The sequence below is a fragment of the Acuticoccus yangtzensis genome, from assembly GCF_001927245.1.
Taxonomy (GTDB): Bacteria; Pseudomonadota; Alphaproteobacteria; order Rhizobiales; family Amorphaceae; genus Acuticoccus; species Acuticoccus yangtzensis.
The window spans coordinates 117425-137618 of the sequence record NZ_MJUX01000008.1 but is presented as its reverse complement, the minus strand read 5'-3'; the positions used below and the strand labels follow the sequence as shown (position 1 = coordinate 137618).

Sequence of the window (20194 nt, the reverse complement as noted above, 5' to 3'; positions counted from 1 at the left end):
TGGAGCCTATGCGCCAACTCGTCCTCCACGTCGGTTCCATCAAGACCGGGTCGACATCGGCGCAGACAAGCTTCGCGACACAGCGCGACATGCTGGCGGCTCACGGCGTCCACTACGGATCGTTCAGCCGAAACCATGGTGCGATGAGCCGCATCATCCGCGCGACGCGGCGGTACGGGATGCCCGGCCAGACCGCGACGCCGCCGCAGCGCGGGCGCGAGGCCAACGACTTCGCAACCATCCTGCGCGCTGCCGAGGAGGCGGCCGCAATCGAGTCCGGCACTTATTTCCTGTCGAGCGAAGCGCTGCTGACGCATTCGCGGCGCAACGTCCGGCTGCTGAAGGACATCGTCGACACCCTGTTTCCGGGGTTCGACGTCAAGATCCTCGTCTATATCCGCCATCCGCTCGCCTACACGATCTCGCGCGGGCAGAACATGGTGAAGCTGCGCTACGACACCACGGACGACGTGGAGGACCACGGCTACGATGGCGAGCTGCGCATCGGCGTCGAACGCTATGCGTCGATCTTCGGACGCGATGCCATGATCGTGCGCTCCTACGACGCCGTGGTGGCCGCCGGCCGCAGCGTTCAACAGGACATGCTGGAGGCGATCGGCCACCCAGAGGCCGCGAAGGACCTCGTCGTCACCCGCTCGAACGAGTCGGTCTCGATGAATGCCGCGCTGATCGCCGACAGGGTGAATCGCAACCTGAAGGCCGAAGGTGTCGAGATCAACGCGAACGTGCGCCGCGCCAAGAAGCGCCTGTTCAGCCAGATCGACGGGCCGCGCTTCGCCTTCTCGGCCGCGGCACTGGACGATGCGCGGCCAGTCTGCCAGGCCGAAGCCGACTGGTTCGCCGAAGCCTACGGCATCGACCTGACCCCGCCCAAGGTCACCGCCCGCGAGACCATCGCCGAAGAGCTGATGCCGGAGGCCGAGCGCGAGGAGGCCGGGCGCCGGATCGTCAGCCAATTGAAGCAGGCGGCGGACCCCAAGCCCAAGCGCAAACGTGCCCGCAAGGCCGCCGCGGCGAAGCAGCTTCGGCCCCGCAAACGCCCCAGCCTATTTGCCAAAATAATTGGCCGCCTTAATTTAGCCCGATAAGAGACAAGGAACTGCCACGATCGAGGTGCAGCGTCACCTCTCGGCAGGCTCGCGGGGAGGCGGACATGGCGACCAAAACCGACAAGGTCGAATATTATCAAGACAAAGCCGGCGAATGGCGCTGGCGCATGACGGATGAGAACGGCGCCATCGTCGGCGCCGCCTGCGAGGGCTACACGGCCAAGGCGGACTGCGAGAAAAACGCCAAGCGCGGCGCCAACGCCAAGGACAAGTGGGAATTCTACGAGGACAAGGCCGGTGCATGGCGCTGGCGGCGCCTCGCGTCCAACGGCCAGATCGTCGGCGCCTCGCCCTCCGGATTCCCCGGACGCGACGCGGCCGAAGCCAACGCGTCCCGGCAGGGATACAAGGGCTGACGCCTCAGCGCGTCGCCGGCCATCCTCTCGTTCACGCGGGCGCGCGGGCCGTTCCCGCGCCGATGGGCTGCGTGTGCCGTGTCGCGATCTTTTCACGCGCCGCCTTCAGCGCCGCGGCCAGTTCCGCTTTCGCGACGGGATCGGGAAGCATCGCCTCGGCCGCGCGGGCGAGGCGGTCGATCTCCCCTTCCACGGCGTCCACCATCGGCCGGGTCGCCGCGATGATCGCGAGATCCGTGAGCACGCCGAGCGCGTGCAGCGACACCGAGCGGTCGGTGGCCACATATTGGCGCATGTCTCCGAACGAGCGCTCCAGCATCTCGACGAACGTCACCCGCGTGTAGCGCACGCGGCTGTCCGGCCCCACAGGCTGCCAGGGCTCGCGCTCGGCGAAGGCGGAGAGGCCGGAGCGCAACCAGTCGAGGCAAAGCTTGGCCGTGTTGGGATCGTTCACCCCCGGCGACAGGGCCCGCGCCAGCACTTCGACGAGCTGATCCGACAGGAAGAGAACGTCCTGGAACTCGGTACGGTTGGAGCCCTGGGTGAGCGCGGCGCGAACCTCACCGATCACCGCCTCGTCCTGCTCCGGCCATAGGGTGAGGATCGGCTCGCCGAGCGTGAGGAAATCGCCCGGACTGCGGTGGATTTCGATGTGGCCCTCCGCCCGGCTCGCGATCCCCTCGAGTGCGGCGATGTCGATCTGCTGAAGGTAGCCGCACACCTCGGCGCGCACGGTGGTGCCGCTCGGCCGCGGCGTCGTGCGCCATGCGGACACGTCCACCGCGACCCGCTCCCGCTGCCGCTGCGCCTCCTCGTCCAGGGTCTTCACGATCGCCGCGCGCAGCTTCTCGCCGATGCGCGCGACGAGGTTCATGATGTTGATGCTCTCCGGAATGTGGTGGATGTAGCCGATCAGCGCGCCGACGGAGACGAGCGTCAGCACCATCGCGAACATCACCGAAAGCTGCGGCACGAAGGTCGCCACCTGCGTGTCCTGGATCTCGTTTTGCGCGTGGACGGTGGAGAGCACCGTGATGCAATAGACGAAGGTGGAGACGAGCACGCCCAGCACCACCTGGTTTATCCTGTCGCCCATGAAGTTGCCGATCAGCCGCGGCCCATAGTTGGAACTGGCGAAGTTCACGGCGACGATGGTGATGGAGAAGGCGACACCCGCGACGCCCAAGGTGGCCCCGGCCAGCGTCGTGAGGATCGCGCGCGCACCGTCCACCCCCGTCGGCTCGACGAAGGGGAGGGCCGCCATCCACGCCGCGCCGACGAGCGTGTCGACGAAGGGGAGGCCGAGCCCCAGAAAGAAGGCGACCGCGGTCAGGAGGGAGGGCCAGAACCAATAATTCTGGCGCAGCTCGGCAAGGTTGCGAAAGATGAGGGTGTGCATCGCTCCGGTCCGGTTGTTCAAAAGGAAACCGCGCGTCGCCCGCTTTGGTTGCCGTCATGGCGCGCCGACCCCGGCGACGGCCGTGCAACACGCGCCGATGTGAACGGTGCGGTGAAGATGAGTGCTGGTACACCTAACGCGCGTCGGGCATAAAGCGCTGGACCAAAGGGGAGGGCAACGAATGCTCAAGGTTCTCGGCCGCGCGACCTCGGCCAATGTGCAGCGTGTCACGTGGACACTCGCCGAGCTCGGACTGTCTTACGAGCGCGAGGACATCGGCGGTGCGTTCGGCGGCAACGATACACCGGACTATCTCGCCAAGAACCCGCACGGCCTGGTGCCGACGATCGAGACCGACGATGGCCGGGTGATGTGGGAATCGTCCGCCGTGGTGCGGTGGCTGGCGCTGAAGGACCCGGAGCGGCGGCTGTGGCCGGCGTCCGGCCAGGACGAGCTCTCCGCCGACATGTGGGCCGAATGGGCGGTGCGCGCGGTGGAGATCCCGATTGCGACGATGTTCGTCTCGCTGGTGCGGGTCCGCCCGGCCGAGCGCAATTGGGCCAAGATCGGCGAGATCGGCACGGCCATCCACAAGGGTCTCGCCAAGGCCGAGCCGATCCTGGCGGAGCGCCCCTTCCTCGCCTCGGACAGCCTGTCGATCGCCGATATCAACTTCGGCCTCCTTCTCTACCGCTATTACGAGATGGAGATCGAGCGTCCGGACCTGCCGAACCTTGCCGCCTACTATAAGCGGCTGAGCGAGCGGCCGGCGTATGCCGAGCACGTCATGGTCGACTTCTCCTTCGCCCGGCCGAAGGACTGATGCTCGCCATCGAAGAGGTCACGCCCATCCTGCGCTTCTACGACGAGGCGGCGACGCGGGCCTTCTTCGTCGACTGGCTCGGCTTCTCGGTGATCTTCGAGCACCGCTTCGCGGACGATCTCCCGCTCTACATGGGGATCGCGCGAAGTGGACGGAGCCTGCACCTGTCGCAGCACCATGGTGATGCGACGCCGGGTTCGGCGGTGCGCCTGCGCGTCTCCGACGTGAGGGCGCTGCATGGCGAGCTCGAGGGGCGGCCCGTGGGTTTCGCTCGGCCGGGTCCGCCGGCAATGCAGCCGTGGGGCTATCTCGAAATGCCCCTGACCGACCCCGCCGGCAACCGGCTCGTGTTCTGGACGAACCCGGATTACCTGCCGGCGGAGCCCAGCCCGCACGCGGGGTGACGACATGACGGCGCGGCGGCCCGGGCGGCCGCGCCGTCGCCGTCTCTCTCGTGTTTTGTTGCGATCGCGTTTATGGGAGCCTTTGGCGGGATACCGCCCCATAAGCACACACGAATGACTTCACACGAGAAACGATCGGGACTGTCCATGCGCCTTTCGGGAAAACGCGCCCTCTGCACGGCTTCGGCACAGGGTATCGGCCGCGCCACGGCCATCGCCTTCGCGCGCGAAGGCGCCACGGTTCTCGCCACCGACCGCAACGCCGAGGGGCTGAAGGGCCTTCCCGAGGGCATTGAGACCTTCGTACTCGACGTGACGGACCAGGCCGCGGTGGACGAGGCGGTCGCCCGCACCAAGCCCGACATCCTCTTCAACTGTGCGGGCGTGGTTCACGGCGGAACCATCGAACAGGCGACCGACGAAGACTTCGACTTCGCCTTCGAGCTGAACGTGAAGTCGATCTTCCGCACCATTCGCGCTGCGGTGCCGGGCATGGTGGAGCGCGGCGGCGGGACGATCGTCAACATCGCCTCGGCCGCGTCGTCGATCATCGGCGTACCGAACCGCTGCGTTTACGGCGCGTCCAAGGCGGGGATCATCGGCCTCACCAAGTCGGTGGCGGTGGATTATGTGACGAAGGGCATCAGGGTGAATGCCATCTGCCCCGGTACGGTGGACTCGCCCTCGCTGCACGAGCGTCTGCGGGCGACCGGCGACTACGAGGGGGCGATGAAGTCCTTCATCGCGCGTCAGCCGATGGGCCGGATCGCCCAAGCCGAGGAAATCGCCGCGATGGCGGTTTACCTCGCCTCCGACGAATCCGCCTTCGTCACCGGCCAGGCGATGGTGATCGACGGGGGGTGGACGGCCTCCTGACCGCCCGTTCCGCGGCACGGGGCCGCGCTCAGCCGCCGGCGGCGCTCGCGGGGGCGGCGGGGAAGTGCAGCGCGCCCAATGCGTTGTCCTGCCGCGTGGTCTCGGCGATCGCGTCGATGGCCGCGCGGCCGCCGTGCGGAAGTCCGGAGTCGATCGTGTCGCCGATCGTCTCCGCCGCGACCGGGCGGCTGAGGAAATAGCCCTGCGCCAGATCCACGCCGAGATTGAGCAACGTCGACAGCTCCGGGGCCGTCTCGACGCCCTCCGCCAGGAGGATGGTGTCCGTCTCCGCGGCGAAGCCCGCCATGGCCGAGATCATCGCTCGGCGAGAGGCGTCGCTGTCGATGTTGCGCACGATCGACATGTCCGCCTTGATCACGTCGGGCTGCAGCTTCAACACGTGGCACAGACTGGCATAGCCGCCGCCCATGTCGTCGACGGCGATCCTGAGGCCGGAGTGGCGAAACGGCGTCAACGCCTTCACCAGCGGCTCGTATTCCTCGACGATCGCGTGCTCGGTGATCTCGACGACCAGCCGCTCGAACGGTGCGCCCTCCAGCATCCTGCCGAAGCCGGGGTCGATCACCGTCTCGGGCGAGGCGTTGATCATCAGAAGCGAGTCCTGCGGCAGGTACGGCAACGTTTCGAGCGCCCTGCGGACGGCCGCCAGCTCCAGCTGGGCGCCGAGGCCGACCTCGCCCGCCTCGGCGAACCACTTGTCCGGCCCGCGTTTGGGCTCGCCGGAGAAGCGGCATAGAGCTTCCGCGCCGAACGGCACCTCCGCCGTCACGTCCCAGACCGGTTGCAGCATCATCGTCAGCGGCGTGCGGCCGGAGAGATAGGGTTCCAGCCTGTCGCGCTTCTCGCGGGCGGCGCGGTCCGCCGTCAACTCGGCCTCGATGCTGAGCGAGGCGAGGTGGGCGAACAGCTTGACCACGTTGAGATCGCGCTCGTTCAGCGCCGGGTTGGGCTGATGCGAGAAGGCGCAGAACATGCCGTAGACCGTCCCGTCGGACAGCACGACCGGCACCGAGATGTTGGCGCGGATCGCCAATTCGCCCGTCACGGCGAGGCCCCGCGCGACGGGGTGATCCAACGTGTCCGTCATCAACTGCGGCAGCACGCCCGAGGCGACGAGCCCGCAATAGGTCTCGTGGCGCTGCCGCGACATCGGCCCGCCGCGGCTGAGCGGGGAGGAGGCGTCCGCGTCGACCTCGCACAGCGTACAGGTTTCAGAGTTCAGCCGTGAGACGTAGGCGACGTCGAGGTCCAGGTGGCGACGCACGAGGGCGAGGAGATCGCGCACCGCATTCGCGCCGCCGAGCAAGGCCGCCGGCATGATGGCCGGTGCCGCATTCGCGCTCGGTGCAGGTTCAGTCATTCCGCGCCGCTCCCTGTCGCAGGACTTTCAACGCGATCATAGATTGCGGGACTTGCACGGCCATCGTCGCGGCGGGAAATAGGAGATTTACCAGCGCCGCAATCGAGGCCGCACCGAGGCGCGCGCCCGCGGTTTCCGGCGCAAGCCATTGGTTGCGCCGACTCTGTTATTCAGCGCCATGGCACGCTATGAGGGGCGCAAAGGTGCGCCGCAACGAGCGCGCCACGCCGCTCGGAGGAGGATGCATCCTGTGAAACTACTGCGCTATGGCCTGCCTGGGTTCGAAAAACCCGGCCTGATGCACGCCGACGGCCTCGTCCGCGACCTGTCGGACCACATCGCCGACATCTCCGCCGCCACCCTGTCGCCCGAGATGCTCGACCAGATCCGCTCGCTCGACGTCGAGGGTCTGCCGATGGTGGAGAAGCCGGGCCGCATCGGCGCCTGCATCGGCCATCCGGGCAAGTGCATCTGCATCGGCCTCAACTATTCCGACCACGCCGCCGAGACCGGCGCCGAGCCGCCGAAGCAGCCCATCCTCTTCGCCAAGGCGACCACCGCCATCTGCGGCCCCTATGACGACGTGGAGAAGCCCCGCGGCTCCGACGCGCTGGACTGGGAAGTCGAGCTCGCCGTGATCATCGGCGACACCGCGAAGTACGTCTCCGAGGCGGACGCGCTGAATTACGTCGCCGGCTACGCGGTGATGAACGACGTGTCCGAGCGCACCTTCCAGACCAAGATGGAAGGGCAGTGGACCAAGGGCAAATCGCACGACACCTTCGGCCCGATCGGCCCCTGGCTCGTCACCGCCGACGAGGTGCCCGACCCGCACAACCTCGACATGTGGCTGGACGTGAACGGCGAGCGCCGCCAGACCGGCAACACCAACACGCTGATCTTCAACGTGCCCGAGGTCATCTCCTACTTGTCGCGCTTCATGACGCTGAAGCCGGGCGACATCATCACCACCGGCACCCCTCCCGGCGTCGGCATGGGCATGAAGCCGCCGGTCTACCTCAACGAGGGCGACGTGATGACCCTCGGCATCGCCGGTCTCGGCGAGCAGAAGCAGACGGTGGTGGCGGCGTGACGAAGCCCGACATCCTCATCGTCACGCCGATGCAGGCGTCCATCCATCAGGCGCTCGCTGACGGCTACACGCTGCACACCCTTCACGACAAGGACGACAAGGCCGGCTTCATCGCCGAGGTCGGGCCGAAGATCCGCGGCGCCATCATCAACGGCGGCGCAGGGGTGAAGAACGAGGTGCTGGACGCGCTGCCGAAGCTGGAGATGATCTCCTCCTTCGGCGTCGGCTATGACGGCCTTGACGTCGACTATTGCACCGCGCGCGGGCTGAAGGCGACCTTCACGCCCGACGTGCTGAACGACGCGATGGCCGAGATCACCTTGGGCCTGATGATCGGCCTCGCGCGCAAGCTGCCCCAGGCCGACCGCTACACCCGCGAGGGGCTGTGGGAGTCCAAAGGCCCCTACGGCCTCACCGCCGAGCTGACCGGCAAGACGGTCGGCATCGCCGGTCTCGGCCGTGTCGGCAAGGAAATCGCCGCACGCTGCCAGGCGTTCAAGATGCAGGTCGTCTACTTCGGCCGCACCAAGCAGGACTTTGTGCCCTACCCGCACTATTCCTCGCTGACGGCGATGGCGAAGGACGTCGACTGGCTGATGAACGTCATGCCGGGCGGCGCCGCGACCGCGAAGATGTTCAACGCCGAAGTGTTCGACGCGCTGGGGCCGGACGGCTTCTTCGTCAACGTCGGCCGCGGCACGACGGCGGACGAGCCGGCGCTGATCAAGGCGCTTCAGGAGAAGCGCATCGCCGGCGCGGCGCTCGACGTGTTCGAGAAGGAGCCCCACGTTCCGCCTGCGCTGCTGGCGCTCGACAACGTGGTTCTGTCACCGCACCAGGGCTCGGCCACCGAGAAGACGCGCTGGATGATGGGCGATCTCGTCGTGCGCAACCTCAAGGCCTGGTTCGAAGGCCGCCCGGTGCTGACGCCGATCAACTGACGGATCGCGGTCCCGCCGGCCGTGCGCTGGCGGGACCGTGTCGCGGGCCGTGGCAGCTTGAAGAGCCACAGCGGGCCGCCGCAACCGGAGCTGCGGCGGCCGGGCCGATGTCTCAGGCCGCGGGGACCTGGATGTCGTCTTCCAGGAAGTAGCGGACGTTGTCCTCGAAGCTGTCGTCCGCGGTGAGGCCGAGGGCGAGCGCCTTCGTCGGCTCGATATGCGGGCGCCAACCCATAACGATGTCCAGAATGCGCTGGTCCGGCTCCCACTTGATGCGCTTCACCGGCTCGTCGCCTGCAACCTTGCGCATCGCCTCCACCATCTCGCCGATGGTGCCGACGCGGCCCGGCAGCGCGAAGCCGCGGTTCTCGCCCAGCTTCTCGGCCGGGATCTCCGCGCACTTGATGAGGTTCTCGACCACCTTGCGCGGCGACAAATACCACAGCGCATAATCCGGCGTGACGGGGCACACCGCTTCCTGACCCTGCAGCGGCTCGCGGAAGATCGACGACATGAAGGACGACGCCGCCGCATTTGCCTTGCCGGGGCGGATGGTGATCGTCGGCAGCCGCGGTGCGCGCCCGTCGATGTAGCCCTTGCGCGAATAGTCGGTGCACAAGAGCTCGCCGATCGCCTTCTGCGCGCCGTAGCTCGTCTGCGGGTTGAGGTGCGTCCAATCCAGGATCGGCTCCTCGATCTCGCCGCCATAGACCGCGCAGGACGAGGAGAACACCACCACCGGCTTCGTGCCGAGGGCTTTGGCCGCCTCGAACACGTTGTAGGTGCCGAAGAGGTTGACCCTCATCCCGGTGTCAAATTCCGCCTCGGCCTGGCCCGACACGATGGCCGCCAGGTGGAAGACCACGTCCGGGTTGCACTGGAACAGCGCGTCGCACTGCGCCTTGTCGGAAATGTCGACCGCATGATGGGAGACGCCGAACGGCGCGTCCACCGTCGGCGGTGCCGCGATGTCGGCGAGCTCCAGGTGAGTGATCGCCTGGCCGCGCAGGGTGCCGCTTTTCGCCAGCGCTTTCGCGATCTTCTGGCCGATGAAGCCGCCGCCGCCGATGATCAATACGCGCATGAATGTCCTCCGTTCGTTTCTTGCCGCACGTGTTTTTTAAACAAGCGCATCGAATAGTAGCTTTGCGCCGACCAGCGCCAGAAGCCAATGAATGATCACGTAAAATTTCTCGACCGAGATGCGCTTGGCGACCCGTGAACCGACCCACGTCATGAACAAGGCCCACGGCGCGGCGGCGAGCGCGATCAGGAGATTGTGCTGGTTGAGCTGGCCGAGCGCGATGAAGCCGGGCAGCTTGGACAAGTTCACGATGGCGAAAAAGATCGCCCCGGTGGCGATGAAGACGTCGCGCGGCAGGCGCTGCGGGATCAGGTAGATCTGAAACGGTGGGCCGCCCTGGTGCAAAATTGTGGAGGTGAAGCCCGACACAGCGCCCAGGAACACGCCGACGCCCGCATGGGGCACGCGCGCCGGGGCGGCCTTGGCGAGGAGGCCGCGCACCGCGAAGGCGAGCGTCACCGCGCCGAGCACGAAGAGCAGCAGCCTTGCCGGCATCACGGCGAATGAGACGAGGCCGACGGCGATGCCGATCATCGCGCCGGGCACCAGGATCTTGAGGTTCTTCGTGTCCCACTGGCCGCGATAGATCCACACCGTGAGCGCGTCCTGGGTCATCAGGATGGGCAGCATCAGCCCCGCGGCGGTGGCCGGCGGCATCACCAGAAGCATGAGCGGCATGGCCATGAGGCCCATCCCCGCGAGGCCGCCTTTGGAGAGGCCGAGAAGCGCGACAGCGAAGCCGAAGACGCCGATCGAAACAGGGTCGAGATGCACGGGGGGTGGTCCGGGGCGAAGCCCTGTGTGCGGCGGGCCGGCACGCGGGGCGGGGAGAAGGGGGAAGCGGCCTCAGGGACCGCCCCCGCCGGCCGCGGGGGCGCGGCGGGGTCGGCTCATCCCTTCTGCCCACATTCGCCCCGCGTCAACCTGCCGTCGGTTTGGTGGTGCTCAGGGCGCGGCGGCGGCGACGCGGACGATGACGGGCGTCCCGGCGAGGCGCGGCTCGATGCCGGGCGTCGTCGTGATCCGGGAGACGACGGTCCCCGGCTCGCCGCGCTGCCGCTCGGGCAGTCCGAGGACGCCGTCCCCGCTCCGGCTCGGGGCGGACGATTGCACCGTCCCGGCGATGGTTTCGCCCGAATAGGGCAGATCGACGAGAACGGAGGTGCCCGGAAGCGGCGCGGCGGCGGCGTCGAAGACGGCCTCCACGAAGCCCACCGCATCGGCCGGGAAGAGCGAGGCCGCCGGTTCGCCGGGGACGAGGCGTGCGCCCGCTTCTGTTTCGATGCGGCCCAGAATACAGGCACACGGGCTGAGGATGATGCGCGGGGCGGCCGTATCGGCGTCGCTCGACACGGTGGCGATGGCCTGCATCTCGTCGAACCTCTCGCCTTCGACGCCGGCCCACGAGAGGAGGAGGCCGGGCCCGGCGATGTCGAGCGCGATCCGGTCCACCGCGACGGCCGCTGCGAGCGCTTCGGTCGCGCCGGCGGGGGGCGGCGGCCGGGTTGCGGCGGCCTCGCTCGCGGCGGGGGAAACGCGCGCGGGAACGAGGTCCAGCGAGGCGGGCGCCGGCGGGCTCTCCTCTCCGCTTCGCATGGTGAGAATGGCCGCGCCCGAAATCAGCGCGATGACGGCCGCGTTGAAGGGCAGCGACATCAGTGCGCCGATGGGGCTGAACATCACCCGCCTGCGCCGCGGGGTGGGCCAGATCGGTGTCAGCTCGGCGGTCTCGTCGTCGGGCTTGATGCTGCCGACGGGTCCGCGCGGGGCTTGGAAGTTCCGGCCCGTGAGGGAGGCGTGCATGAGCGAGCGCAGCACCTGGCGCTGCGTGTCGGTCGGCTCGCGGAAGCGCCAGCCGGTGCGCTGCGAATTGCGGTTCACCACCTCCGCCTCGAGGTCGAGATTGACCGCGTAGTCGCCGAGGTCGATCTCCAGCTCCAGCGTCTCGACGTCGCCGAGTTTGTAGAGCTGCTCGTCGGAGCGGATGGAGATGCCGAGGGCCGACCAGTCGACGAGGTCGAACAGCTTCTCGTCGATGATGACGGTGCCGCCGCCTTCGATGCGCTGGGCACGGCGGTTGCTTTCGGGCGGTGCCGTGGTGCTGCCGAGGATGCCGGGGCCGGGGCCTTCGATGGTGCCGGTGCCGGTGCTGCGGGTGCGACGGCTTGGGCGCGGCGGCAACGGCCCGTCCCGGCGCGCACTCGGCGGCCCATCCGGCGCGTCGCGGCGAAGGCGGTCGCGTCCGCGCGTGGCGCCGGTGGCGGCGGTGGTCGTGTCATCGGGCTGAGCCGCAGCGGCCCAGGCGACGGGCTCGCCGGGCGCGGTCCCCGCCCCGGCGTTCTGTGACGCAGCCTCCGTCACTACGCGTCCCCCCGCGGCGGGCGCCCCCGCGACGGGCGACGCCGCCTGAGGTGCGCCCGCAGAAGGCGCCGCCGGAGCCGGTACCGCCGCCAAAGGGGCATCGACGTGAAGCCCCGCCGGGGCGGACGCCGGCCCCGTCGGCGGCTCAGGTGAGGGTGCAGCCGCCTGAGGCACGACCGCAGAAGGCACTCCTGGAGCCGGTACCGCGGCGAAGGGGGCATCAATGGAAGGCCCTGCCGGCTCGGACTCTGGCACTGCTGGCGGCTCAGGTGACGGTGAAGCCGCCTGAGGTGCGGCCGCTGAGGGCTCCGCCGGGGCGGGCATCGCCGCGAAAGAGGCATCGATCTGAGTCCCGGCCGGCGCGGACTCTGGCACTGCTGGCGGCTCAGGTGAGGGTGAAGCCGCCCGAGGTGCGGCCGCAGACGGCCCCGCCGGGGTGGGCATCGCCGCGAAAGAGGCATCGCTGGGGGACCCCGCCGGGGCGGACGCTGGCCCTACTGGCGGCTCAAAGGAGGGTGAAGCCGACCGAGCTGCCGACGCAGCGGGATCCGCCGGCGTGGGCTGTGCGGCGGAAGGCGTATACGTCGCATCGCCCGCCAGAGCGGATGCCGCCACCCCCGCGACGGGGGGACGGGCAGTAGATGCCGCTCCTTCGGCGGAAAGGGCCTCCATCTGATGGGCCGGCCGGGAGGGGGCCGCCTCCTGCGATTCCGCGGCGTGCGGACGTTCCGGAGAGACCGATACGGGCGATGGAGATTGCGCGGCGGCTGGTTCGGACGCGGGTGCCCGGTCGGCGAGACGCTCAGTGGTGGGCATGGCTTCGATCTCGATCACGGTCTCCGCTGCCGGCGCTGGCTCAGGCTGTGCCGTGGAGGTGAGCTGCGCCTGCGCGAGGTGCTCCGTCGCCGCATCCTCCGACGTTGCATGATGAGGATCGGGCTTGGCTGAAGATGGACTTGCGGGAGCGCCTCGGCCGGGGGCGGGCGATCGGGCGAGCGCGTCCGGCTGAACGGCGGGTTCGCCCGCATTGCTTGTGGGTGTCTCAGGCGGGGCGAGAGACGGGCCACTATGCGGCGCCGAGTCTGGCTGCGCGTCTGGCGTGCCGTCTGACCCCGATGCTGCCGCCGACTCGTCCCCCTGTGCAACGGGTGCGCCCATCCTCGTGGACGGCATGCGGATCAATGCCGCGTGTTCATCCTTTAACGCTGACACAAGCGTCCGCGGGGCGCGGTCTTGCGTTGGCATGGGCGACGATGCTGCGGACCCGTGGTCGGCCCCTGGCACCGTTGCCAGAGCTGCGGCTTTACTCTCAGTCTCAGCCTCAGCCTCAGCCTCAGCCTCAGCCTCAGCCTCAGCCTCAGCCTCAGCCTCAGGCGCCGGTGCGCCGGGTCTGTCCCCCGCACCGGGTCGGAGCGGCTGCGCCTCGGGTCCGTGCTCCACTGGCGTCAGCGTGCGCTCCTCTGGCCCCGCGTCTGCCGTTGGCGCGGGTGCCGGTGCGGCATTCAGGGTCTCCGCCGCCTCTTCGGGCGCTTGAGCGGCGTGCTCGTTCTCCACCGTTCGGCCGGGCGTCTGAGCGGCGCGACCATCCTCCGCCGATCGCTCCAGCGTGGAGGGTTGAACTGCCGTGTTCGGCTGATCGGCGAGTTCGGCAGGAGGCGCCGCAATGCCGGCCGGTGCGGGAGACGGCGCGGCCATTTGCGCTGCCGCATCGCCCTGCGTGGGGTCGGTGGACGGTGCGGATGGGGCGGGCGACGATACCTGCGCGGCCGTCTGATCTTCAGCGCGGTGGCGAAGCCCGAGGATGCGGCTGCGCAAGCTGGGCCGCTTGCCGCCGGGCGGAGGTGGCGGGGCGGAGACTTGCTCCGCGGTCCCCGCAGCGATCGCGGAACGGGCGGGCGAACCACGCGGTATCGGCATCAGCTCCGGCGGCGGCGTCGCGGCGGCCCCCTGCGCAAGGTGCGCCGGACCCGCCACGGCACCTGCGCCCGGCACAGCACCTGCGCCCGGCACAGCACCTGCGCCCGGCACGGCGCCTGCGTCTGGCATGGTGCCCACGCTCGGCTTGGCGCCCGCGCCCGGCATGGTGCTTGCGCCCGGCACGGCGCTCCCGCCCGTTGTGGCGCCTGCGCCCGGCTCAGCGCTCGCGCTCGGAATGGCGTTCGCATCCGGCGTGGCGCCCGGGCTGGGCGTGGCGCCCGGGCTCGGCAAGAGGTTCGCGCTCGGCGTGGCGCCTGGGCCCGGCACGGCGCCCGCGTCCGACAGGGCGTCGGCATCCGGCGTGGCTCTCGCGGTCGGTGTAGAGCCTGGGCTCGGAAGAGCGGATGTGTCGGCAGGGGCGGACGGGTTTGGCGCGGGACCGTTCTGCGCGCGGTGCGTGTCGGGCGCGGCAAGGTCGTTCGACGTGGGCGGCGGGGGCGCCAGGGTCGCCGCCTCGGAGCTGGCAAGGTGGGCCGGCGTTCGTTCCGGTGCGAGGGGGGCGGGTGAGTCGGCGGCGGACGTGGCAGACGCAGGGCCCGCGTCGTCGGAGGTCAACCGGCCATAGCTCACGGTCCAGCGGCTGAAGCCAAAGTGCAGACCGCTGCCGAGCGTGGGGTCGTCCGGATCGTCCATCGGCGGACGGGGCGCAACGGCGCTCCCGGAGGAGACGCTCTTCTCATCGGTCTCGTCGCCGCTCATCCCGCGTCCCCGGTTCGCCTCGTCAATGATCCATCCCGCATGTCCGTCTCATCGCACACAACCGTCGATCCCGTCGCCCGCCCGGCCTGCCGACTGTTCCTGCCCGCCAACGGCCGGTGCGCTGACCCATCGGGTCGACCAGCCCGCTGATAACGCCGGCTCGACGACCCCGCCGAATACGACAGTCCCGGCTCGACGCCAGGCGGCGCGGCCGGTCTCCAAGACCGCCGATCTCCAAGACCGCCGATCTCCGGGACCGCCGATCTCCGGGACCGCCGATCTCCGGGACCGCCGATCTCCGGGACCGCCGAGCGCCCGGACTGCCGGTCGTGCGGGACCGCCAATCGCCCCGAACCGCCGATCGCCCCGAACCACCGATCGCCCGGACCGCCGATCGCCCCGGGCTGCCGATCGCCCCGAACCGCCAATCGCCCGGGGCCGCCAATCGCCCGGCCGGTCGATCGCCCCGGCCCGCTGAGCGTGCGTCGTCCGGCGGCGCCGCGAGCTGCCGGCGGCAGACGGTTCTAGCGATGCCCTTGGCCATATAGAGCCGGGCCGTTTCTGCGCCACCAGGTCAACTTGCCGAGGCCGCTCATCGTCAACCCGGTCGCGCGTTCGGGCCAGCGCCCGGTGAGCCCGCGCCCGGCCAGCGCGAGCGGCGCCGCAACCGCCAGCGCTGCGCCCCCCTTCAGCATGTGGCCCAGCATTTCACCCCGGCGTGGCGGCTCCAGCATCATCGGCACGATGCACCTGTGCTGACCGGACACGTAGCGCCGGCGCATCACGAAGGACGGATTGGCCCGCGCGGCCGGGATCTCCTCCACCACCCGCGCGCCCGGCGACCAAACGAAACGCCGCCCCGCCTCGCGAAGCTGGCGAAAGAGAAGCACATCCTCGGCGCCGATGGAATCGAGCCGCGGATCGAACGGGCCGGGCCGCATCGCCAGGCAGCGGGCGGCCAAGAAGACCGCACCCGGCAGCGGCAGGTGGGCATCGCGGTCCGTCACGTCAGCGCCGTCCGCAAGATGAAGATCGCGCGAATAGGTGCTGGCGATGAGCGCGGCGTCAGGCGCGCCCGCCGCCCCACCTCGTGGGCCGTCCTCTGCGATGCGCGCGATCCGCGGGCCGAAGCTGCCGTCCGCCCCGGTCGCGGCCAATGTGGCCACCTGCGCGGCCAGCCAGCCGGGATCGGCCTCGCAATCGTCGTCGAGGAAGGCGACGAGGTCGCCCTTTGCCGCCGCGACGCCCGCATTGCGCACCGTCGCGACCCCCGGCCGAGGCACGTGGATGGTCGTGACAGAGAAGGGGGGAGCAGCCTCCTCCACCACCGTCCGGGCGTTGAAGTCGGCCGAATTGTCGGCGACCAGCACCTCCACCGCGGCGCCTTCGGGGACGGTCAGTGCGGCGACGCTGGCCAGCGCGCGGGCCAGCGGGCGGGGCCTGTTGCGCGTCGGGATGAGAATGGTGATCAGCACCGCTGCGCGCCCGCCGTCAGTTCTGGTTGAAGATAACGTAGCTGAAGCTCTGGTTGAAGGGAACGACCCCCTCAATATACTGCTCGACGAATTGATTGATCTTCGCGATCGGACTCTTCGGCACATAGATGATGTCGAAGGGCTTGAGCAGCGTGTTCTCGGTCGGCGTCCCGTCGTTGGCGAACGACTTCAGGTCCAGGAAGCGCATCATCGGCAAATCGTTCGGGCCACGGCGGATCAGAACGACGTTCTTCATGTAGGCGAGATCGGTGAAGCCGCCGGCCTGGAAGACGGCCTCCAGCGCGCCGGTCGGGCCGACGAGCTGCAACGCCCCCGGCTCCTCCACTTCGCCGCCGATGAACACCTGCCGGCTCTCGAACGCGGTGGGGATCACGCCAACGTCCGGGAAGCGCAGATAGCGGGAATAGCGCTGCTTCAGCTCCGCTGCGAGCTCGCCGGGGGTGCGGTCGACGGCGCGCACCGAGCCGATGAGGCCGACATAGACGTTGCCGTCCGGCGCGACGAGGGTGGTGGTGTTCTCGTCGGCATAGAAGGGCAGGTTGATCTGGAGCTGATCGCCGACGACGAAGCGCATCGGCCCCTCGAACCCCTCCGCCCACGGCTGGAAGCCGCGCGGCACCGGGAACGGGTCGGCGAGCGGGATCGGCCCGCCGCAGGGGCTGCAGGACGGGGCGAGCGCGGCATCGTCCGGCGATTTGTATACCGGGCAGGGGGAGGGGGCGCCGCCTGCCGGGCATGGCGCGGTCCCCTCGGTGGCGCACGCCGACAGGGCAAAGAGAATGGCGATGGCGGCGATGCGGCGCATGAAAGGTCCCACCCGGAAGCTCGTCGGAGGGTTGTGCCGCTATGGTTAGCGTTTCCTTAACCGGGGCCGCGCGCGGGGACTTGCCCACGGTTTGGCCGCCGTAGCCGCGCTCAGTAGGCGTTCTTGGAGCGGAAGATCAGCGTGAAGGGCGTGATGACGAGAATGTAGATGTCCAGCCAGAAGCTCCAATTCTCGATATATTCGATATCGTAGCGCACGCGCGCGTGGAGCTTCTGGTTGGTGTCGGTCTCGCCGCGCCAGCCGTTTACCTGGGCCCAGCCGGTGATGCCGGGTTTCACACGGTAGCGGCGCATATAGTGGGCCACCGCCTCTTCGAAGGGCTTGCCCTCGGCGCGGGTGCCGAGCGCATGGGGGCGGGGCCCGACGAGGCTCATGTCGCCATTCAACACGTTGAAGAGCTGGGGTAGTTCATCGATCGACGTGCGCCTGAGGATCCGTCCCACGCGGGTGACGCGCGGGTCGTCGCGGGTCGCCTGACGGGCGCCGGCGAAGTCGGCCATGTCGGTACGCATGGTGCGGAATTTGTAGATGTCGAACAGGGCGCCGTTCCACCCCCGGCGCGGCTGGCGAAAGAAGACGGGGCCGCCGGAATCGAGCCTCACGGCCAACGCCGCCAGCGCCAGCAGCGGCGACGCGAGGACGAGGAGCACCGCTGCGATCAGCCGATCCTCGATGAACTTGGCGACGGCGCCCCAGCCGTGGATCGGCGAATCGAGTGCGAGCAGCATGGGCGCGCCGCCGATCGTCTCGAACGGGCGATCGAAGAACTGCCACAGCACCGGGTCGGGAGAGAAGTAGACGGTGACGTCGTAGGAGGCGAGGCGGTTGATGAGCTCGTCCACCCGGTCCACCGGGGCCAGCGGCAGGGCGAGGATCACCTCGTCGACCTTGCCGCGCTGGACGGCCTCGGTCAGCTCCTCCATCCCGCCGAGATAGTGGATGCCCTTGATCTGGTCCGGAACACGGGCGGAACGGTCGTCGTAGAAGCCGACCACGCGGTAGCGCGCGTCCGACATGGACAGGAGGTGATTGAGGACGGTGGCGCCCTTCTCGTCCCCGCCATAGACGGCGATCTTCTGCTGCAGCCGCCCGTTCTCCAGCGCCGAGCGGGCGGCGATGATGACGGCCAGGCGGAACCCGGCGATGCCGACGGCGGCACTCGCCATCCAGACCAGCACCCAATCGCGCGTATAGTCGCGCGCCTCCATCAGGAAGGCGACGGCGATGACCGCGACGAAGGTGAAGAGCAGCGCCCGGCTGAGCTGCAACAGCACCGAAATGCGGAAGAGGTGGGACGGCGTGTCGTACACCTTCGTCTGCTTCAGCACCTGGGACAGGAGGAGCGAGGCGCTGAGCGAGACGATCACGTGTTCGATCACGTTGCGCTCGCCCAGCATGATATTGGCGACGACGAGGCCGCTGATGAACATCAGCAGCGGGTCGGCGATCCGCAGCGCGCGGTCGATGTTCTTGACGACGAGGAGATCGTGCCGCGGCGGCGGTGCATCGAGCCGGGGCGGCGGCCCATGGTCCACATCGGCGCCGGTTCTGCGACCGCCTTTCATTCCTATCGCACCATCCCGGCGTGAAGGCGCGGCGGAACCGTGTGGCAGGGGGCCTGCCAGCGCGGTCGCTTCGGGGTCGATGTCATCAGCGCGCACGCTCATGGCTTCTGGCCTAGGTTCTGCCCAATTCAGGTCGCTTGATATGCACGGCGGGCGGGTCTTTCAATCGGTGATATTTAATGCCTGTGTGATTTAGCCATGCATCAGGTCCGGGAAAATTACCCGTGATGTCATTCAGTCACAATGGCTTAGATCAAATTCGGTGCTTACTCCAACTGACTTGCGCCAGCGCGACGAGGATGAGGAACGTCCCGAGAAGACCATCAGGGAAGAAGATTGTCGACTCCATCATATTGTTAAGCAGCGTATTCAGCAAGAAAGTCCCGACGAAGACGTTGCCGGCAATCGCCCACCGGTCGGTCGAGCGGAAGGTTTGGATCATCGTTTTGATGATCTTCAGGATAAAAATCATCACAATGACAAAAAGGAACAGGCCTCCGTGCATCAAGAGGTCGAGGTAGCCATTGTGGGATTGGTTGATGGCCAGAAGCGTATCGTAAGAGTCCGTCCAGAAACCAACGTACTGACCCAGCGGGTGAAACAGCGGTAACATCGACCACACCGCACCGAAGCCGTGCCCCAGCAGGGGCGCCTTGGCGATCTCCTGAACCGATGCGGCCCAGATCTGATCGCGCCCGGTGAAGGTCGGATCGCCCGTGGTCATCTCCGCCCAGTCGGCACCCGAAAGGTGAAATGTGCCCGTGGCGAAGACGACGATGCCGACCGCGACCACCAGGCCGAGACCCAGCATGCTGGCGAAGACGAGGCCGCGGTGGGCCAGCGCGAAGGCCGGTGCCGCAATCACCGCGCTGATGAGGGCGATGCCGAGCGAGGTCTTCGAATTGGTGAGAAACAGGAAGACCAGCGACAGGACCAGCATGAACGCCACCGTCCAGAACGCGGCGGGGTGGCGCAGACCGAACAGCAGCGACACAAAGATCGACACGAACATCAGCCCGGCCATCCCTGCGACATTCTTCTGGGGATGCAGGCCGGCGAGGCCGAGCGCATCGTAGGCGAAGCTCGGCATGGCGACGGCCAGCACCATGTCGAACGCCAGGATGAACCCGAAGCCGCAGCCGATGGCGATCATGTAGTCGCGCGGGCGGTTGAGCGAGACGGCGAGGCCGAGGCCGACGACGGCGATGATCATCATGAGGATGAGACGGCGCACCGTCACGTCGGGAAAGTTGGACCAGAGGGCGGTGGCGCCGAGGGCGGCGAGGACGAGCCACAGGTGCCACGCCCCGGCGACCGTGCGCAGCGCCTGGCCCCAGCGCATCAGAATGATCGGCATGGCGATGAGGGCGAGCGAGATGAACGAGAGCTGGCGCTGAATGTTGCCGCTCGCCCCGCCGGTGAGATCGCGCGACAGCGGGTGGAACCCCACGAAGACGACGAAGAAGACCGCGGCCATCAACAGCCGTCCGGCCCACAGGACGATCACGTTGCCGAGCGCGGCGCGCTGCCTGTTCCGCGTTTCGCGGTCCGGCGTCAGATCGTCGAGCCATGTTCCCGTTGCCACGCCGCCCCCTGTGCCGTCGTCATGCGCCCCGCACGCCGCGTTCGGCCGCGCCGGTCCCTTTCGGCAATCTTATACGCCAATGCCGCGCCGCGTGATGCCCCGAACGGCGGGTCATCGACCGGGGGAGCGCGGGAGGGCGGGCTTGCCACACGCATCGCAAGGCACCACAACACGTTAGCACGCCTCCCGCTTCCCACC

Annotated in this window: 16 protein-coding genes; 7 read left to right on the top strand and 9 right to left on the bottom strand. The window is 68.6% G+C overall.

From position 1 onward, the window contains the following. The first annotated feature begins 8 nt into the window (after nt 1-8). On the top strand, nt 9-1109 hold the full coding sequence (locus tag BIX52_RS17915) for a hypothetical protein (protein ID WP_075222472.1): 1101 nt from the start codon (nt 9-11) through the stop codon (nt 1107-1109). Between the two features lie 65 nt (nt 1110-1174). Then, complete coding sequence (locus BIX52_RS23730) at nt 1175-1486, top strand: YegP family protein (protein WP_075222471.1); 312 nt, start codon at nt 1175-1177, stop codon at nt 1484-1486. Nucleotides 1487-1517: 31 nt separating this feature from the next. Here the strand turns inward: BIX52_RS23730 and BIX52_RS17905 are convergent, their stop codons facing one another. Beyond that, entirely contained in the window at nt 1518-2885 is a 1368-nt protein-coding gene (locus BIX52_RS17905; protein WP_075222470.1) for a DUF2254 domain-containing protein, read from the bottom strand. 181 nt (nt 2886-3066) lie between these two features. On the opposite strand from BIX52_RS17905, the gene BIX52_RS17900 reads away from it, so the two are divergent. From BIX52_RS17900 to BIX52_RS17890, 3 genes are all read left to right on the top strand, one after another. After that, the gene (locus BIX52_RS17900) at nt 3067-3708 is read left to right on the top strand and encodes a glutathione S-transferase family protein (RefSeq protein ID WP_075222469.1); all 642 of its coding nucleotides are present in this window, start codon (nt 3067-3069) and stop codon (nt 3706-3708) included. Beyond that, complete coding sequence (locus tag BIX52_RS17895; RefSeq protein ID WP_075222468.1) at nt 3708-4112, top strand: glyoxalase superfamily protein; 405 nt, start codon at nt 3708-3710, stop codon at nt 4110-4112. Before BIX52_RS17900 ends, BIX52_RS17895 begins: the two co-directional genes overlap by 1 nt. A gap of 141 nt (nt 4113-4253) precedes the next feature. Beyond that, nucleotides 4254-4988 (top strand): SDR family oxidoreductase, encoded by a 735-nt coding sequence (locus BIX52_RS17890; protein WP_211098196.1) that lies wholly within the window; start codon nt 4254-4256, stop codon nt 4986-4988. Between the two features lie 28 nt (nt 4989-5016). On the opposite strand, the gene BIX52_RS17885 is transcribed toward BIX52_RS17890, so the two are convergent. Beyond that, nucleotides 5017-6369, bottom strand: coding sequence for a sensor domain-containing phosphodiesterase (locus tag BIX52_RS17885; protein ID WP_083660457.1), 1353 nt, complete (start codon nt 6367-6369; stop codon nt 5017-5019). 250 nt (nt 6370-6619) lie between these two features. On the opposite strand from BIX52_RS17885, the gene BIX52_RS17880 reads away from it, so the two are divergent. Beyond that, the gene (locus tag BIX52_RS17880) at nt 6620-7462 is read left to right on the top strand and encodes a fumarylacetoacetate hydrolase family protein (RefSeq protein WP_075222588.1); all 843 of its coding nucleotides are present in this window, start codon (nt 6620-6622) and stop codon (nt 7460-7462) included. Further along, nucleotides 7459-8403, top strand: coding sequence for a 2-hydroxyacid dehydrogenase (locus BIX52_RS17875; protein ID WP_075222465.1), 945 nt, complete (start codon nt 7459-7461; stop codon nt 8401-8403). Before BIX52_RS17880 ends, BIX52_RS17875 begins: the two co-directional genes overlap by 4 nt. A gap of 112 nt (nt 8404-8515) precedes the next feature. On the opposite strand, the gene denD is transcribed toward BIX52_RS17875, so the two are convergent. The 7 genes from denD to BIX52_RS17835 all read right to left on the bottom strand — a co-directional run bounded on the left by denD (nt 8516) and on the right by BIX52_RS17835 (nt 19996). After that, nucleotides 8516-9487: a D-erythronate dehydrogenase gene (gene denD, locus BIX52_RS17870; RefSeq protein ID WP_075222464.1), complete on the bottom strand. Its 972-nt coding sequence runs from the start codon at nt 9485-9487 to the stop codon at nt 8516-8518. 36 nt (nt 9488-9523) lie between these two features. Continuing rightward, nucleotides 9524-10261: a sulfite exporter TauE/SafE family protein gene (locus BIX52_RS17865; protein ID WP_075222463.1), complete on the bottom strand. Its 738-nt coding sequence runs from the start codon at nt 10259-10261 to the stop codon at nt 9524-9526. A 171-nt stretch (nt 10262-10432) separates the two neighbouring features. Beyond that, the gene (locus tag BIX52_RS17860; protein WP_075222462.1) at nt 10433-11848 is read right to left on the bottom strand and encodes a PilZ domain-containing protein; all 1416 of its coding nucleotides are present in this window, start codon (nt 11846-11848) and stop codon (nt 10433-10435) included. Nucleotides 11849-15048: 3200 nt separating this feature from the next. Then, on the bottom strand, nt 15049-15999 hold the full coding sequence (locus BIX52_RS17850) for a glycosyltransferase family 2 protein (protein ID WP_075222460.1): 951 nt from the start codon (nt 15997-15999) through the stop codon (nt 15049-15051). A gap of 16 nt (nt 16000-16015) precedes the next feature. Further along, complete coding sequence (locus BIX52_RS17845) at nt 16016-16825, bottom strand: polysaccharide biosynthesis/export family protein (protein ID WP_075222459.1); 810 nt, start codon at nt 16823-16825, stop codon at nt 16016-16018. A gap of 110 nt (nt 16826-16935) precedes the next feature. Further along, on the bottom strand, nt 16936-18411 hold the full coding sequence (locus tag BIX52_RS17840) for an undecaprenyl-phosphate glucose phosphotransferase (RefSeq protein WP_157956274.1): 1476 nt from the start codon (nt 18409-18411) through the stop codon (nt 16936-16938). Between the two features lie 253 nt (nt 18412-18664). After that, the gene (locus tag BIX52_RS17835) at nt 18665-19996 is read right to left on the bottom strand and encodes an O-antigen ligase family protein (RefSeq protein WP_075222457.1); all 1332 of its coding nucleotides are present in this window, start codon (nt 19994-19996) and stop codon (nt 18665-18667) included. Nucleotides 19997-20194: the final 198 nt, after the last annotated feature.

What these genes read in the sequence shown, in the direction of transcription:
- BIX52_RS17885 (WP_083660457.1), bottom strand. Translation starts at nt 6,369, where the DNA reads ATGACTGAACCTGCACCGAGCGCGAATGCGGCACCGGCCATCATGCCG.
- BIX52_RS17895 (WP_075222468.1), top strand. Translation starts at nt 3,708, where the DNA reads ATGCTCGCCATCGAAGAGGTCACGCCCATCCTGCGCTTCTACGACGAG.
- denD (WP_075222464.1), bottom strand. Translation starts at nt 9,487, where the DNA reads ATGCGCGTATTGATCATCGGCGGCGGCGGCTTCATCGGCCAGAAGATC.
- BIX52_RS17915 (WP_075222472.1), top strand. Translation starts at nt 9, where the DNA reads ATGCGCCAACTCGTCCTCCACGTCGGTTCCATCAAGACCGGGTCGACA.
- BIX52_RS17905 (WP_075222470.1), bottom strand. Translation starts at nt 2,885, where the DNA reads ATGCACACCCTCATCTTTCGCAACCTTGCCGAGCTGCGCCAGAATTAT.
- BIX52_RS17840 (WP_157956274.1), bottom strand. Translation starts at nt 18,411, where the DNA reads ATGAAAGGCGGTCGCAGAACCGGCGCCGATGTGGACCATGGGCCGCCG.
- BIX52_RS17845 (WP_075222459.1), bottom strand. Translation starts at nt 16,825, where the DNA reads ATGCGCCGCATCGCCGCCATCGCCATTCTCTTTGCCCTGTCGGCGTGC.
- BIX52_RS23730 (WP_075222471.1), top strand. Translation starts at nt 1,175, where the DNA reads ATGGCGACCAAAACCGACAAGGTCGAATATTATCAAGACAAAGCCGGC.
- BIX52_RS17900 (WP_075222469.1), top strand. Translation starts at nt 3,067, where the DNA reads ATGCTCAAGGTTCTCGGCCGCGCGACCTCGGCCAATGTGCAGCGTGTC.